Origin of the sequence: Ochrobactrum sp. 19YEA23, from assembly GCF_029909865.1 — a bacterium.
Taxonomy (GTDB): domain Bacteria; phylum Pseudomonadota; class Alphaproteobacteria; order Rhizobiales; family Rhizobiaceae; genus Brucella; species Brucella gambitense.
Window position 1 is genome coordinate 469,954 of sequence record NZ_JASAMQ010000001.1, and the last position, 16,624, is coordinate 486,577.

Below are 16,624 nucleotides of genomic sequence, written 5' to 3' on the forward strand. Positions count from 1 at the left end.
ACCCCTTGCGACAGGCAAAGCGCAAATTGCCCCATATTGCCAGCGGCGGGGCCGTTTGCAGGTTTGCAGACAACGAGAAGGGTTCCGGCGTGCGACAGCTTTCGCAGGCACAGGCAACCTCAATCTAGCAGATTATTGTTATAATGCAAAAGAATTAAGGCTTAAAACGTAACGAAATTGCTTGAGCTCAGTTTGCGGCCATTGCCATGGCGGCATCGAGCAAGGCGTTCGCCGTCTTCATACGCTGTTCCGCATCGGCACGAAACTCCGGCGGCAGGCGGTCTGGATGGTTGTTGGCAGCAAAGCTCCGTCGCAGGCGCTGTAGTTCAATGCGTTTCAGTCCGGAGTGAAGATCGAGCTCGCGCCTTATGGCGTCGGGCGACTGAATTTGCATGCGTGATGCGATTTCACGCTGCTCGGTCTCAAGCTGCGTTTCACGCCGTTCACTCTCCGCACTTTTTTCCTCAAGATCAAAGAGGGGCGCAAGATCGACTTCCGGGCGCGATGGCGCGACACTATCGCCAAACCCTGCGGAGAAGACTGCCGATGCGAGATTGATCTGTGGCCGGATAACGGTTTCTTCCTGACCGGAGCTTGCTTCGGCTTCTTTCAGGACAGTTGCAAAATCCGGGAACGCCTGCCGCATCGGTGTCAGCGCACCGCAGCGACTGACAGGGCAGTGGCCAATGTGCGGGTAAGGATTGTCGGCGGGATCGGCTTCTGGAAGACCGGCACTTCGGGATAGCGCGCCGCAAGCTCAGCTGGCAGTCCGCCGCCGGTATGGATGACGACAAATCTGTTGCGGCTTTTCAGCCAGTCGAGAATGGGCTCGACATTGCCGTCGGCCAGATTCACGTCGAGGATGGCGGCGTCGACTTCGTTTCGGCTGATGAGATCCATGGCCTGCCGGACAGTGCCGACCGGACCGATAACCGTCCCGTTCGCATCTTCCACAGTCGCGGCAACGTCGAGAGCGACGAAAATCTCGTCCTCCACAACCAGTATGCGCCGCTGTTCAAGATCGTTCATCACTGTCTTTCACCTCTACGGGAGCCCACGTTGCGAGGCCCGCGCTTCCAATCAGAAAATGCGCGAGCACTAAGGGTGGTTCCCTTCGCTGCATGATAATTCACTTATGGTGAATCAAATCTTTACTGCAGAAAGAGGTCCCGAAGAGAATCAGCCGATGTTTAGCCGATACTCAAAACGCTGTGAACGTCAGCGTGGTCAGAGAGCGCACGATATTGGGAATGTTGAGCACGTTCTCGTTGATGAATTTGCCGATATCATCACCCTCCGCGATATAGATTTTCGCCAGCAGGTCGAACTCGCCGCTGGTCGAATAAAGCTCGGACACGATCTCGCGCTGGAAGAGAGTGTCGGCAACCTCATAGGTTTTGCCGGGAGCGCACTGCAGTTGCAGGAAAACGGGCTTCATGTCTCTACCTTTCGCATCGATGGCGGCGTTCGAGGTTTCAAACACGGTCGGGCGGACGAAATCAAGAGCCATTGCGGAATGGAGGCTGTTCACCCGCTGCAAATCGTGTTCGAAACCGACCGACCGCATGACCAAAAGCTGTGGTCAAAAGAAGCGATAGGTCACAATTGCTCTGGTAATATATCAATTTCAGGTGATGATCGGCTTTGCGTCCCAAATCGCTGTTATAGTCCCGCGCGCCGCGTCGAGGAACAATTTTCACCATACACCGATGCATTTGCGAGGAGTATCCGAAGGTCTCATGAAATTTATGTCTGTTCTGTCCCCGGCTTTTGCCGTCGCTTGCCTTGTTGCTCTGGTTTCGATGGCCTTGCCAGCTTCCGCAATGAATGCTTCCGAAAAAGCGCAACTCGAAAAGCTCGATCCAGATACCCGTCTGGAGCAGCGTTGCGATGTGGAAGCCATGGAGCGGATAACCCGCGAACAGAATAAATTCTCGGTCGACAAGGTGCTGGCCTACGCTTTTTCCGATCCGGTGACGCAGAAGAATTCTATCGACGCAGAGGGTGCCGCATTCCGTAGCCGCGAGCGCTGGTACAAGCTCGCCTTCACCTGCAAGACCGATGACGAGCACATCAATATCACGTCGTTCAAATATGATATTGGCGATGAAGTCCCCGAAGATCAGTGGGATAAGCATTATCTGGTGCCTTGATCAGGCTCGACTTCCTTTTACTCTAGCCGATTTTCATTCGAATGGCTGATCCCGCCTGTTTTTGGGGCGGGCAGGCGTGCGCTTGGCCACTAATCCGAATTTCTTGGGCCCGAATATATTGGGATTGCCTGCCTGCGCGATGTGTGGTCTCACTGTATTAATTATTGCTAAACTTATAATAATAATCGGTTTTCTGGATATGACGCTTAATCTCACCGTTGCATTCATCGTTGTTGGCTTGCTGCTTCACTATTTCAAATGCCGCAAGCTTGGCCTTGTTTCTATTGCCATCGGCATTGTTCTTTACGGTGCGATCGCATCGGCAATTCTGCCTGATTTTCTGATGAACCGCTTGCAGTCGCCCTATTCATCGACGCTACAATCGCCAATCGAAGACAACACCGCCTTTATCGTTTTCGGCATGGGGACGCAGACAGTCACCGAGCGTGGTAAGAAAGTGGTTGAGCCGGTCGCTTTGTCCTATGGGCCGATCCTTGCCGCTGCGAGTATGAACCATCAGTGTGTCGCGAGTGCCTTGAAGTGCACCTTCATCGTGAGCGGTGCGGATGTGGCCGGAACAGGCGTTTCAGAAGCCAAGTCGATTGCCGGGCAGTTGGTGAAGGCTGGGATCGATCCCGCTTCTATCCTGCTGGATGAGAAGAGCCGAAACACCTGGCAGAATGCCAAAAGCACGGCCACTATTCTGCGCGCGATCAAGCCTGCGAAAATTGTGCTGTTGCAGAATGCGCCTATCATCAAGCGTGACCTCCTGTATCTGGCGCATTTCGGCGTGACGCCTGAGCCGGTCGCAGCCGGCTATCTAACAACCAATCTGCTGTCCGGCGGCCTCTATTTTCTGGTGACCGATATGGCGCTGCATGAAGCCCTCGGCATCTGGCGCTACGACTTTTACAACTACATGGGCTGGAACGAGCCGAAACAGCCGCCCCTTGTATTGAACGCAGCTTCGGCGATGATTCCCGCGCCCGCCCGGTGAGTTAATGATGCTACGTCCGGCGTGTTTCGATAGGGTGTCGGAAAAAATATCCCCGAAATATCCTCAAAAGGGAGTAGATTTTTCGAAGCCGTTTTAAATTTCGGTGAGGTTGTGGCATCCTGTCGTCAAAGACCTCTGATACTGTCCTGACCAATGGATACTCGAGGGATAACCCGTGGGGGGACCCAAAGGAAACAATGGAGGCGGTCGTGAAATTATCGAAACTTTCACTCACTTTGGCGGCATTGGTGGCAGCGGCGTCGCTGGCCGGAACCGTTCAGGCAAGCCATGCGGATCAGACGCTTCTGAATGTGTCCTACGATCCGACGCGTGAACTGTACAAGGATTACAATGCGGCCTTTGCGGCGCATTGGAAGAAAGAAACCGGCGAAACCGTCACCATCCGCGCATCGCATGGCGGTTCGGGTGCACAGGCCCGCTCGGTGATCGACGGCATCAAGGCTGATGTGGTGACGCTGGCGCTCGAAAGCGATATCGACGCCATTGCGGATCGCACGGGCAAGATCGACAAGGAATGGCGCAAGCGCCTGCCGAACAATTCATCGCCTTATACGTCGACCATCGTTTTTCTGGTGCGCAAGGGTAACCCCAAGGCCATCAAGGATTGGGGCGATCTGGTGAAGGACGGCGTGGAAGTTATCACGCCGAACCCGAAGACCTCCGGCGGTGCACGCTGGAACTACCTTGCCGCTTGGGCCTGGGCCTATAAGCAGTATGGCGGCGACGAACAGAAGATCAAGGATTACATCGCTGACCTGTTCCGCCATGTGCCGGTGCTCGATACCGGTGCACGCGGTGCGACGACCAGCTTCGTGCAGCGCCAGCTTGGCGATGTGCTGTTGGCCTGGGAAAATGAAGCCTATCTCTCGGTTGCCGAATTTGGTGAAGACGCTTTCGATATCGTCGTGCCGCCGCAATCGATTCTGGCTGAACCACCGGTCGCGGTCGTTGACAAGAACGCCGAGGAAAACGGCACCACCAAGCTGGCGCAGGCCTATCTCGAGTATCTCTATTCGCCGGAAGGTCAGGCCATTGCAGCCAAGCATTTCTACCGCCCGTCGAAGCCAGATCTGATCCCGGCTGATCAGCAGCGCAAACTTCCCGACTTGACGCTGGTGACCATCGATGATCCGATTTTCGGCGGTTGGGCCAAGGCGCAGCCTTATCATTTCGGTGACGGGGGCACGTTCGACCAGATCTACAAGCCTGGCAAATAAGAGGCAGCCATTTCGAGGAGCCGCGGCAGACGCGGCTTTCCGTTTAATGTGCAGATAAAGCACAGTCAGCCCGCATGAACCGGAGCTGATATTTGCAGCCACTGAAAAAGGGAACAAAACAAAAGCATGTCTTCGCTCCCTGCACGGGCCAGAGCAGGGTTTCACTTTCGCAAGCCGAGCGTCATTCCAGGTTTCGGACTGACGTTCGGTTTCAGTGTTGCCTATCTCACCCTTCTCATTCTCATCCCGCTGGCAGCTCTCGTGCTGCGCTCCACGGATGTCGGTTTCGCCGGTTTCTGGCGGCTCATCACCGACGACCGCACGCTGAAGGCGCTCGAAACCAGCTTCGGAACGGCGTTTATCGCCGCTCTGGTCAATGTCGTGTTCGGCGTCATTCTGGCTTGGGTGCTGACCCGTTATCGCTTCCCCGGCCGTCGCTTTGTGGATGCCATCGTTGATATTCCCTTCGCATTGCCGACGGCGGTTGCCGGTATTGCGCTGGCCGCCATCTATGCGCCGAACGGCTGGATTGGCAGCCTGTTTGCGCCTTTCGGCATTCGCATCGCGTTTACACGCCTCGGCATCGTTATCGCGCTGATCTTCATTGGCCTGCCATTCGTGGTGCGCACCGTGCAGCCGATCATGGAAGAAATCAGCCGTGAGGTTGAAGAGGCTGCGGCGACGCTTGGCGCTTCGCGCTTCCAGACCATCTGGCGCGTGCTCCTGCCAAGCCTTCAGCCCGCCATTCTGACCGGCTTCGCGCTCGCCTTTGCGCGCGGCGTTGGTGAATATGGCTCGGTCATCTTCATCGCGGGCAATACGCCCTATGTGTCCGAAATTGCGCCGCTGCTGATCGTGGTCAAGCTGGAGGAGTTTGACTACGCCGGTGCGACGGCGCTTGCCACCATCATGCTGGTGCTGTCCTTCGCGATGCTCTTGCTCATCAATCTCATTCAGGCGCGATCAAGAAAGAAATACGGCTATGGCGAATGAAACAAAACGCACTAGTCGCACTGGCCGCGCCAGCCGTAGTGCTGTGACGGAAAGCCTGCCGACGCGCATCATCCTGATTGGGCTTGCGCTGGCGTTTCTGGCTCTCTTCCTGATCCTGCCGGTGGTTGCAGTCTTTGTGGAAGCTTTCCGCAAAGGTCCCACGGCCTATGTCGAGGCCTTGCTGGAGCCGGACGCCTGGTCGGCAATCAGGCTCACTTTGACTGTCGCGGCAATTGCCGTGCCGCTCAATCTGGTTTTCGGCGTTGCCGCGGCATGGGCAATCGCCAAGTTCGAGTTCAAGGGCAAGGCGCTCTTGACCACACTGATCGACCTGCCGTTTTCGGTGTCGCCGGTGATTTCCGGTCTGGTCTTCGTGCTGCTGTTCTCCAGCCACAGCCTGCTCGGGCCGTGGCTGGAGCAACATGGTATCCAGATACTCTTCGCAGTGCCCGGCATCGTGCTGGCGACGGTTTTTGTGACATTTCCGTTTGTGGCGCGTGAACTGATCCCGCTGATGCAGGAGCAGGGAACCGGTGATGAAGAAGCGGCGATTTCGCTTGGCGCCAATGGCTGGCAGGCATTTCGCTATGTCACGCTGCCGAATATCAAATGGGGCCTGCTCTATGGCGTTCTGCTCTGTAATGCGCGCGCCATGGGCGAGTTCGGCGCCGTATCCGTGGTATCGGGTCGCATTCGCGGTCTCACCAATACGATGCCTTTGCATGTGGAAATTCTCTATAACGAGTATAACTTCGTCGCGGCATTCGCGGTGGCCTCGCTTCTGGCCCTGCTGGCGCTTCTGACGCTGGCGATCAAGACAATTCTCGAACTGCGCTACAGTGATGAGCTGGCGGGCAGCAACGGGCACTGAAAATAATCTGGGATGCTGATCCCATGCGCTTGAACGCGCTTGAAAGAACGATGGCCGCGAAGCGGCAGGGGAAAGGATTGGGAATGGAAGTTCGTGTTGCCGATGTGCGTAAAGAGTTCGCCCGTTTTCCGGCTTTGCATAATGTGTCGCTGGATATCCGTTCTGGCGAACTGATCGCGCTGCTCGGCCCTTCCGGTTCGGGCAAGACGACGCTGTTGCGTTTGATCGCCGGACTGGAAACCCCGACCGAAGGTACGATTTTCTTCGGTGAGGAAGACGCCTCGCAGAAAAGCGTGCAGGAGCGCAATGTCGGATTTGTCTTCCAGCATTATGCGCTGTTCCGCCATATGACGGTTGCGGACAATATCGGTTTCGGCCTCAAGGTACGTCCGGGTTCCACCCGCCCGGCCACCGGTGAAATCCGCCGCCGCGCGCTGGAACTGCTTGATCTGGTTCAGTTGCAGGGTCTGGAAAAGCGCTACCCCGCCCAGCTTTCGGGTGGCCAGCGCCAGCGCGTCGCGCTTGCCCGCGCCATGGCCATCGAGCCGAAAGTCCTGCTGCTTGACGAGCCTTTCGGTGCGCTCGATGCGCTGGTACGCAAGGAATTGCGCCGCTGGCTGCGCGAGATTCACGACAAGACCGGCCACACCACTGTTTTCGTCACGCATGATCAGGATGAAGCGCTGGAACTGGCCGACCGCGTTGTGGTCATGAGCCAGGGACGCATCGAACAGGTGGGCACGCCGGATGAGGTCTATGACGATCCGAACTCGCCTTTCGTCTATGGGTTTATCGGCGAGTCCAGCACGCTTCCGGTCCGCGTCGAGAATGGCGCAGTCTGGCTGACGGACCGCAATATCGGCCTCACCGCCGAGGGCGCTGCAAGCGGCGAAGCGCAGCTCTATTTCCGCCCGCATGATGTCGAACTGCTCGACGGTTGTGGCGGCTGCATCGCTGGCACGGTGGTGGCAAGCCGCCGTTCCGGCGGCAAGCGGCGCGTGGAGCTTGAAGTGGGTGGTGCGCGGGAGCGCATCGAGATTGAAATTCCGGCGGAACACCCGGCTGCGGAGAAAAGCCGCATCGCGTTTCGCCCGCGCTACTGGAAGTTGTTTCCGGCGGGCGGACCCGAAAAGGCATCGGCGGGAACTTCGGCAAAAATCGACGCCTGAATCGCGGTTTTCGATCCGATAAACTGACAAAAGGCGGCTGTCGCGCGGTGATTCTTGCGCGGCAGCCGCTTTTTTCGTGCCGTCAGGCGCGAGCGCGGGCGGACGTGTAAATTTCCTGCTCGCTTACTCAGGGTGGTATTATTTTAAATTTCAATATGTTAGGATTGCAAAAGGCCATGAATTTCATAACGCAACATTACTGTTCGGAAAGAATTGTGCGTTGCGATTTAAACGGTTTGAATATCAGCACAATGCGCCATCGCATTTTGGCCAAAAGCGGGCGACATGCAGGGAACCGATCAAGGATACTGTCGTTTCCCTAGACTGAATCGAATTTAGTATCCACCGCCGCAGATTACTCATTTCCTTCGGAAAGGCTGTTAAGGCAGATGCCGGAATTGTCTTCTTCGCACTCCAATTCAACCTCAACCGAGAATACATCGTCAAAACCACCCAAAGCGAATAGTCCGATGGAGCCGAAATCCACCGGGCAGGGCGGTTTTGATCAGATTCCGCCGGAACAGCCATCGCCGATACGCGCTCTCTACAAGACAGAAGATGAGCTGCGTGTTCTGGCAAGCACCGTCGCCCGCGGGGAGAACATCCCGCTGCCGGGCTATCTGGCGTTTCCGTTCGATCAGCGTCTGTCCGAAAACGGCAAGCTGATCCTGCACGCCTATCGCGCGTCTGACGCTGCGTCGCGTGCGGGTGAGACCATCACGCCTGCCGCGCAATGGCTGCTCGATAATCATTATCAGATCGACAAGAATGTCCAGCAGGCCCGCCGCGATCTGCCGCGCCGCTTCATTCGCCAGTTGCCGCCCTATAAGGCGGTTGAAGGCATGCCGCGCATTTTCGCGCTCGCCTGGCTTTATGTCGCTCACACGGACAGCAATTTTTCGCTGAAAACCCTGACGGCCATCGTTCAGGGCTTTCAGGAGGTCGAGCCGCTCAAGATCGGTGAATTGTGGGCGCTGCCGTCCGCAGTTCGCTATTTCCTGATCGAGAATGCGCGCCGTCTGGCGCTGCGCGTTGACCGCGCCCGCGACATGCGCAACCTCGCCAACACGGCTGCCGACCGCATCGTCGTTGCCGATGGTGCGGAGCTCGATTCCGTTCTGGCGCAATATGCGCAGGCCGCGCGCGACAGCACTTTTGCCACGCATCTTCTCTATCGTCTGCGTTCTGCATCCACCGACACCACGGCTGCTGCAAGCTGGCTGGAGCGGATTCTGGAGCAGGAAGGCAGCAATCCGGAAGACGCCATCGTCGAGGAACATGCGCGCCAGTCCACCGGCGGCGTGACGATGGGTAACATCATCCGTAGCCTGAAATCCATCGATGACGTGGATTGGGAAACCTGGTTCGAAACCGTCAACGAGGTCGATGCGATCCTGCGCGATCACAGCGATTTCGAACTTCTCGATTTCCGCTCGCGCAACGCCTATCGCGTGACGATTGAAAAGCTCGCCCGCTATTCGGATATGAGCGAAATCGACATCACCTGGGCAGCGCTCAAGCTTGCCGAAGAAGGACAGCGCGCCGAGCAGGCAGGCCATCCGCAAGCCGAAGGCAAGGGCTCCATCGCCTATTATCTGTCCGGCGACGGTCGTAGTGAGCTGGAGAAAGTCTGCGGTTACAAGGCGCCGTTTGGCGTCAAGGCGCTGCGCTTTTATCGCGGACTTGGACTTCTCGGGCTGTTCATCCCGACGGCGATCTTCACAATCCTCATTCTGCTGCTCGTCAATTACTGCATGAGCCGCGCCGGTCTTTCGGCCGATCTGCGTACACTATTCACGTTGCTGGCGATTTTCCCGGCAATGGATGCGTCCTATTCGCTGTTCAATGCGCTGGTGCCGTGGTTTGTGCAGCCGACGCGTCTGATCGGCTTTGAATACAAGGAAGGTCTGCCTGAAGAGGCGCGCACGCTTGTTGCTGTGCCGACCTTCATCACCTCGCGTGATTCCATCGACGAGCAGATTCGCAATCTGGAAGTACATTATCTCACCAATCCGCGCGGCGAGATTTATTTTGCGCTGGTCAGCGACTGGGTGGATGCGAAGCAGGAAATCTCCTCTGGGGATATGGAAATCTACGAATATGCGCGTGAGGAAATCGCCAAGCTCAACGAGCATTATACGGGCGGCGACCAGCCGCGCTTCTTCCTCATGCATCGTCGTCGCCTGTTCAACGACAAGCAGAATTGCTGGATGGGCTGGGAGCGCAAGCGCGGCAAGCTGCACGAGCTGAACCTTCTTCTGCGTGGCGATCAGGATACGAGCTTCTTCCCGCCGGACGAGCGTCTGCCGAAAGAAATCAAATATGTGATGACGCTGGACGCCGATACGCGTCTGACGCCGGAATCCGTCACCAATCTGGCCGGAAAGCTCAGCCATCCGCTGAACCGTCCGGTCATCGACGAAAAGACCGGCAAGGTCGTTCGCGGTTATGGCATCCTGCAGCCGCGCGTCACGCCGTCGCTGACCACCGGCGACGAAGCGTCGTTCCTGCAGCGCGTCTTCTCGGTCAATCGCGGCATCGATCCTTATGTCTTCGCGGTTTCCGACACCTATCAGGACTTGCTCGGCGAAGGTACCTTCACCGGCAAGGGTCTCTACGACATCGACGCCTTTGAGGCGGCGCTGAAGGATCGCGTGCCGGAAAACACGCTGCTCAGCCACGATCTTCTCGAAGGTGGCTATGCCCGCGCGGCTCTGGTCAGCGACGTGGAAGTCGTGGAAGATTATCCGACCGGCTATAATGTCGACGTGTCGCGCCACCATCGCTGGGCGCGTGGCGACTGGCAGCTTCTGCCATGGCTGTTCTCCACCAATCGCGGCGTCAGCGCCACGACCCGCTGGAAGATGGTCGATAATCTGCGCCGTTCGCTGAATCCGATCCTGTGGCTTCTCGCCGCCGTGGTCGGCTGGAGTGTGCTGCCGCTTGGTGCGGCTGCCGTCTGGCAGGGCTTCCTGATCGTCAGCATGTTTGTGGCGCCGACGTTCGGTATCGTCACCAATCTGATCCCGGTGAATATGGATTATTCGCTGAAGGGCCATGCGCAATCGGTTCTGACCGATATCGCGCTCGGCACGGCGGATGTGGCGCTGCGCACCACCTTCATCGCGCATTCGGCCTTCCTGATGGCCGATGCCATTGCGCGCACGGTCTATCGTCTGTTCGTTTCGCGCCGTAACCTTCTGGAATGGCGCACGGCCGCTCAGGCCAAGACCTCACCGGACACGCTGCTGTTCTATTTCCAGCTCATGTGGCCAGCCATGGCCATTGCGGGTCTGGCGATCCTGTTCCCGCTTGCTGCCGAAAGCCATGCCGCGTTGATTGCAGCGCCTTTTGCGGTGATCTGGTTCGTCTCGCCGCTGATCGCATGGCTCGTCAGCCGTTCGGCCAAGCCGCAGGATACGCTTGAGGTTCTGTCATCCGACAAGTCGGATCTGCGCCGTTATGCGCGGCGGACCTGGCGTTATTTCGCCGAGTTTGCGAACGACGAAAACCATCATCTGCCGCCGGACAATTTCCAGGAAGACCCGCTGCCTGTGCTGGCGCAGCGCACTTCGCCGACCAATATCGGCGTCTATCTTCTGTCGATTGTCGCAGCCCGCGATTTCGGCTGGATTGGCTTTGACGAAACGGTCCAGCGTGTCGAGGCGACTGTCGATACGCTGGAAAAGATGGAGAAGTATCAGGGCCATCTCTATAACTGGTACGAAACCAACACGCTGACCCCGATGCGCCCGCTCTATGTTTCGGCGGTCGATAGCGGCAATCTCGCCGGCCATCTGGTAACGCTGTCTTCGGCGCTCGAAGAATGGGCGGAAGCACCGTCCGTCTATGTGCAGGGCGATCTCGACGGCATCCTCGATGTCAACGACATCCTTGAGGAAACCATCGCGAATATCCCGGACGATCGCCGCATCCTGCGCCCGCTGCGCCGCCGTCTGGAAGAACGTACCGCCAATTTCCGCCGCGCCGTGCGCACCATCAAGGAAGAGCCGGAAACGGCATCCTTCCGCACGATCAACCTGTCGCTTTTTGCCAATGACATCGTACGTCTGATGGAAGAACTCGATAGCGAGATCGAGACGCCCGCCAGCGGCGAAGCCAAGGAATGGGCGCGTATTCTGGTCGATACCTGTCAGGCGCATACCGATGACGCCATGGGCGAACGCGATACCGACGCGTTGCGCGAGCGCCTGCGCGATCTCGCAACCCGTTCGCGTCAGCTGGCCTTCGACATGCAGTTCGGCTTCCTTGAGCGCAAGGAGCGTCGCCTTCTGTCGATCGGTTTCCGCGTGCAGGAAAACGAACTGGATGAAAGCTGCTACGATCTTCTGGCATCCGAAGCGCGTCTGGCGAGCCTGTTCGCCATCGCCAAGGGCGACGTGCCGGTCGAGCATTGGTTCAAGCTGGGCCGTCTTCTGGTGCCGGTGGGCTGGAAGGGCGCTCTGCTCTCCTGGTCCGGCTCGATGTTCGAATATCTGATGCCGCCGCTGGTCATGTCCGAGCCGCTCGGTTCGCTGCTCGACCAGACCAACAAGCTCGTCGTGCAGCGCCAGATCGACTATGCGACCTCGCGCGGTCTGCCATGGGGCATTTCGGAAGCGGCGTTCAATGCGCGTGACGCGCATATGAACTACCAATATTCCAATTTCGGCGTGCCTAATCTGGGTCTCCAGCGCGGCCTGTCGCGCAATGCGGTCATCGCGCCTTATGCGAGCCTGCTGGCATCGCAATATCAGCCAGCCGCAGCCGTCGCCAACCTCAAGCGTCTGGCCAAGCTTGGCGCGCTGGGCCGCTATGGCTTCCACGATTCGGTGGACTTCACCCCGTCGCGTGTTCGCGAAGGCGAAACCTGTGCGGTCGTGAAGAACTATTATGCCCACCACCATGGCATGGCGATCATCGCGGTCAACAACGTGATCTTCGAAGGCCGTATGCGTGAGCGTTTCCACTCCGATCCGGTGATTGAAGCAGCCGAACTGCTGTTGCAGGAAAAGGCGCCGCGCGAAATCCCGATGATTTACGCCAAGACGGAAAATCCGATGCGTGTGGATTCGGGCGGTTTCGACGATGCGCCGATGCGCATCATCGACAAGCCGTTCAAGGCGCCGCGCACCACGCATATGATGTCGAACGGCCAATATGCGCTGATGGTCACGGCCAATGGTTCCGGCTACAGCCGCTGGCACAATTGGGACATCACCCGTTTCCACGCCGATGCGTCGGAAGACCTTCAGGGCTCCTTCCTGTTCCTGCGCGATATGGAAAGCGGCTATTGGTGGTCGGCAACCGGCGAGCCGGTGCGCAATCCGGACGAAGAAACCAAGACGGTCTTCACCGAAGACAAGGCGGAATTCTACAAGACCGCCGGTGACATCAAGACCGTCATGGAAGTGATTGTCTCGTCGGAATATGACGGTGAGGGCCGCAGGCTCGACATCATCAATACGTCTGCGCGTGACCGCATCATCGAAGTTACCTCCTATGAGGAACTGGTGCTGACCGACAAGGACAGCGATGCCGCCCATCCGGCCTTTGCCAAGATGTTCGTCGAAACCGAGATCGCCGATAACGGTTCGACCATCTATGCCAAGCGCCGCAAGCGCGCGCCGTCCGATCCGGATATCCATGTGGCGCATTTCGTCACCGATCTGACGGGCGCTGTCCGTGAAACCGAGGTCGAAACCGACCGTCGCGCCTTCATCGGTCGTGGCCGCAGCCTGCGCGATGCCATCGCGTTTGAACCGGGTGCAAAATTCACCGGCAGCCAGGGCTGCGTGCTCGATCCGATTGCTTCGGTGCGCACACGCGTCCGCGTTCCGGCGCACAAGAAGGTGAGCCTCGTTTTCTGGACCTTTGCCGGTGGCAGCCGCGATGCGGTGGAACATGCCGTAGCGATGCATCGCCATCCGGAAAGCTTTGCCCGCGAGTTCTCGCTGTCTTGGACCAGCTCGCAGGTGCAGCTGTACCATATCGGTATCAAGCCGGCAGAAGCTGCCGATTATCAGAAGGTCGCGGCCTATCTGCTCTATCCGGAGCGGACCTTGCGCCAGCCGCCGGAAACCATCGCCAGCGGTCTCGGCAAACAGTCCGATCTGTGGCCGATGTCGATCTCCGGCGATTATCCGATCTTCGCCCTGCGGATCGACAACGAAGCCGATCTCGAAGTGCTGCGTGGCGTGTTGCGCGCGCAAGAATATTGGCGCAGCAAGGGCCTCACCGTCGATGTGGTGGCGGTCAACGAACGCGCCTTCTCTTATGCGCAGGACACACAGCGAGCCATCGACTGGATCGTGGAAGGCTTCCGCGCCCGGGGTGGTGGACAGCCGCACATCTTCGCGGTGCGCCGCGACCAGATGAGCGACGAAAGCTACAACACGCTTCTGGCGTCGGCACGCATCGTCATGCATGCGCAGAACGGCTCGCTTGCCGAGCAGCTGCGCCGCAGTGAGGAAATCACGGTGGATCTGGCCGCGCGTGACGCCAAGTCGGCAACGACCGGTCAGGCGGCGGTTCAGGGTCTCGGGGCTGCCGGTCTTGCGCCGGCGGTTATCGAGCGCGGTTCCGGCAGCACGGAAGAACGCCGTCCGGTCGTCAAGCCAAAGGTCACCAATCGTCCGGCTCCATCGGGCGACGATCTCCAGTTCTGGAACGGCTATGGCGGTTTTGCCGAAGACGGCAGCTATGTTGTGCGGGTCAATGGCCTGACCAACACGCCGCATCCGTGGATCAACGTCATCTCCAATCCGTCCTTCGGTTTCCATGTCTCGGCGGAAGGTTCGGCCTTCACCTGGGCTGGCAACAGCCGCGACTATCAGTTGACCCCATGGGCCAACGATCCGGTCACCAACCGTCCGGGCGAGGCGATCTATCTCCTCGACCGCGAAACAGGCCGCACCTTCGCGCCAACGTCGAATGTGCTGCGTGACGAGGCGGTGACCTATGAAGCGCGCCACAGCCATGGCTACAGCACCTTTGCGGCGCAGCATGGCGAACTGGCGCTGGAGCTGACCCATATCGTCGATGCAGACAAGCCGGTGCGCCTGTCGCGCCTGACGGTCACCAACAAGGGCCGCTCCAAGCGCAAGCTGCGCGCCTATGGTTATGTCGAATGGGTGCTCGGCAATGCCCGCGCCAAGAACGTGCCGTTCATCGTGCCGTCGCATGATGACGAACTGGGCGCGCTCTTCGCAGGCAATCCGTACCATCCCGACAAGTCTGGCCAGATCGCCTTCTTTGCGGCGACCGAAAAGCCGCAATCGGTGACTGCCGACCGCAGCGAGTTCATCGGCACCACCGGTTCGGTGGACAGGCCGGAAGTCGTGCTTGCAGGCAAGGCACTGTCCAATACGGTGGAAGCCGGACGCGATCCGTGCGCGGCGCTCGCGCTCGACATTGAAGTCGGACCGGGCGAAAGCCGTGAACTGGTGTTCCTGCTCGGCAATGCTGCCGATCAGGCGCAGGCGAAGAAGCTGATCTCCGACACCCGCAGCGCGTCTTTCGAAGACAAGCTGCAGGCGGCGAAGAACCAGTGGGAAACGCTCTTCAACCGCGTGCAGGTGAAGACGCCTGACCCATCATTCGATCTTCTGGTCAATGGCTGGCTGCCTTATCAGGCGATTGCCTGCCGTATATGGGCGCGTGCCGCCTTCTATCAGGCCAGCGGTGCCTTCGGCTTCCGCGACCAGTTGCAGGACACGCTGTCGCTGCTGCTCGTCGATCCGACGCTCGCCCGTGCGCAGATTCTCAATGCGGCATCGCGCCAGTTCCCTGAAGGCGATGTCCAGCATTGGTGGCTGCCTGCCACGGGCGCCGGTGTGCGCACGCTGATTTCGGACGATGTGGTCTGGCTCGGCTATGGCACGTCGCTTTATGTCGAGACGACGGGCGACCGTTCGATCCTCGATGAAAAGCTGCCTTTCCTTGTCGGGCGCAAGCTGGAAGAAGGCGAACATGATGCCTTCTATGAGCCGGAAATCTCCAAGGACACGGTGAGCCTTTATGAGCATTGTGCGCTGGCGCTCGACCTCGCGGTTGATCGCACCGGCCAGCATGGTCTGCCGCTGATCCTCGGCGGCGACTGGAACGACGGCATGAATCTTGTCGGCGTGAAGGGACAAGGCGAAAGCGTGTGGCTCGGCTGGTTCCTGGCCTATACGCTGCGTCAGTTCATCCCGATTGCCGAGGCGCGCAAGGATAAGACGCGCGTCGACATCTGGAAAGCGCATCTGGAAAGCCTGACGGCTGCTCTGGATCGCGACGGCTGGGATGGCGAATGGTATCGCCGTGGTTTCTACGACAACGGCGCGCCGCTTGGCTCAAAAGACAGCGACGAATGCCAGATCGACGCCATTGCGCAGTCGTGGAGCGTGTTGTCCGGCGTTGCCGATCCGAAGCGCGCCGAACAGGCAATGGCTTCGCTCGAAAAGCGTCTGTTGGATGAGGAGGGCGAATTGCTTCGTCTCTTCACACCGCCTTTCGACAAGACCGTGCAGGAGCCGGGTTACATCAAGGGCTATCCGCCCGGCGTTCGCGAGAACGGCGGTCAGTACACCCATGGCGCAACATGGGCCATTCTGGCGCTGGCCCGCATGGGCAAGGCGGCGGAAGCCTGGCGTCTGTTCTCGCTGATCAGCCCGGTCAATCATGGCCGCAACCCGGACGTCTATCGTGTCGAACCTTATGTGATCGCAGCCGACATCTATTCCGTCGAGCCGCGGCGCGGACAGGGCGGCTGGACCTGGTATACAGGCTCGGCAGGCTGGTTCTACCGCGTGGCGACCGAGGGCATCCTCGGCGTGACAAAGCGCGGCGACAGGCTGCATCTCGATCCGGCGTTGCCGCCGGAATGGGACGGTTATGAAGCTGAACTTCGCTTCGGCGAGGCGCTCTATCGGGTCAAGGTTGTCGCTGGTGCCAAGGACAAGACGATCAAGCTCAACGGTCGCAAGGTCGGCAAACCGGATGAAGGCGTGCCGATCAAGCCGGATGGCGAACACGAAATTGTGGTAGAGCTTCCCAAACAGAAGTGAACCGATTAAAAAGGCGGGTGAAAACCCGCCTTTTGCACGACTCAGGGCAATTTATTTTTGAGCATTGTCCCAAGCAAAACCGCTACGCACGTTTGCTGGAAATGCTTTAAGTAGATCTGGGTCCTTGTGCCATCGGATACTTGTTATTTGCTG

General features: G+C 58.5%; 10 protein-coding genes. 7 read left to right on the plus strand and 3 right to left on the minus strand.

What is annotated here, in order from left to right; all coding sequences use genetic code 11:
* Window positions 1-187: 187 nt before the first annotated feature.
* The 3 genes from QBD01_RS02145 to QBD01_RS02155 all read right to left on the minus strand — a co-directional run bounded on the left by QBD01_RS02145 (window position 188) and on the right by QBD01_RS02155 (window position 1,438).
* The gene (locus QBD01_RS02145) at window positions 188-646 is read right to left on the minus strand and encodes a hypothetical protein (protein ID WP_280991420.1); all 459 of its coding nucleotides are present in this window, start codon (window positions 644-646) and stop codon (window positions 188-190) included.
* Window positions 647-651: 5 nt separating this feature from the next.
* Complete coding sequence (locus QBD01_RS02150; RefSeq protein ID WP_280991421.1) at window positions 652-1,029, minus strand: response regulator; 378 nt, start codon at window positions 1,027-1,029, stop codon at window positions 652-654.
* Window positions 1,030-1,201: 172 nt separating this feature from the next.
* The gene (locus QBD01_RS02155) at window positions 1,202-1,438 is read right to left on the minus strand and encodes an Lrp/AsnC ligand binding domain-containing protein (RefSeq protein WP_280992089.1); all 237 of its coding nucleotides are present in this window, start codon (window positions 1,436-1,438) and stop codon (window positions 1,202-1,204) included.
* 301 nt (window positions 1,439-1,739) lie between these two features.
* Between QBD01_RS02155 and QBD01_RS02160 the strand changes: the two genes are divergently transcribed.
* The 7 genes from QBD01_RS02160 (at window position 1,740) to QBD01_RS02190 (ending at window position 16,471) form a co-directional block, all read left to right on the plus strand.
* Window positions 1,740-2,153 carry a DUF930 domain-containing protein gene (locus QBD01_RS02160; RefSeq protein WP_280991422.1) on the plus strand — a complete coding sequence of 138 codons (414 nt, stop codon included), beginning with the start codon at window positions 1,740-1,742 and terminating at the stop codon, window positions 2,151-2,153.
* Window positions 2,154-2,352: 199 nt separating this feature from the next.
* Window positions 2,353-3,150: a YdcF family protein gene (locus tag QBD01_RS02165; protein ID WP_280991423.1), complete on the plus strand. Its 798-nt coding sequence runs from the start codon at window positions 2,353-2,355 to the stop codon at window positions 3,148-3,150.
* A 209-nt stretch (window positions 3,151-3,359) separates the two neighbouring features.
* A complete protein-coding gene (locus QBD01_RS02170) occupies window positions 3,360-4,388 on the plus strand; it encodes a sulfate ABC transporter substrate-binding protein (RefSeq protein WP_280991424.1) in 1,029 nt (342 codons plus the stop codon).
* A gap of 126 nt (window positions 4,389-4,514) precedes the next feature.
* The gene (cysT, locus tag QBD01_RS02175) at window positions 4,515-5,381 is read left to right on the plus strand and encodes a sulfate ABC transporter permease subunit CysT (protein WP_138783933.1); all 867 of its coding nucleotides are present in this window, start codon (window positions 4,515-4,517) and stop codon (window positions 5,379-5,381) included.
* On the plus strand, window positions 5,371-6,252 hold the full coding sequence (gene cysW, locus QBD01_RS02180) for a sulfate ABC transporter permease subunit CysW (RefSeq protein WP_280991425.1): 882 nt from the start codon (window positions 5,371-5,373) through the stop codon (window positions 6,250-6,252). The genes cysT and cysW overlap by 11 nt, the downstream gene beginning before the upstream one ends.
* Before the next feature lie 83 nt (window positions 6,253-6,335).
* Window positions 6,336-7,421: a sulfate/molybdate ABC transporter ATP-binding protein gene (locus QBD01_RS02185; protein ID WP_280991426.1), complete on the plus strand. Its 1,086-nt coding sequence runs from the start codon at window positions 6,336-6,338 to the stop codon at window positions 7,419-7,421.
* A 389-nt stretch (window positions 7,422-7,810) separates the two neighbouring features.
* Window positions 7,811-16,471 carry a GH36-type glycosyl hydrolase domain-containing protein gene (locus QBD01_RS02190; RefSeq protein WP_280991427.1) on the plus strand — a complete coding sequence of 2,887 codons (8,661 nt, stop codon included), beginning with the start codon at window positions 7,811-7,813 and terminating at the stop codon, window positions 16,469-16,471.
* The last annotated feature ends 153 nt before the right edge of the window (window positions 16,472-16,624 follow it).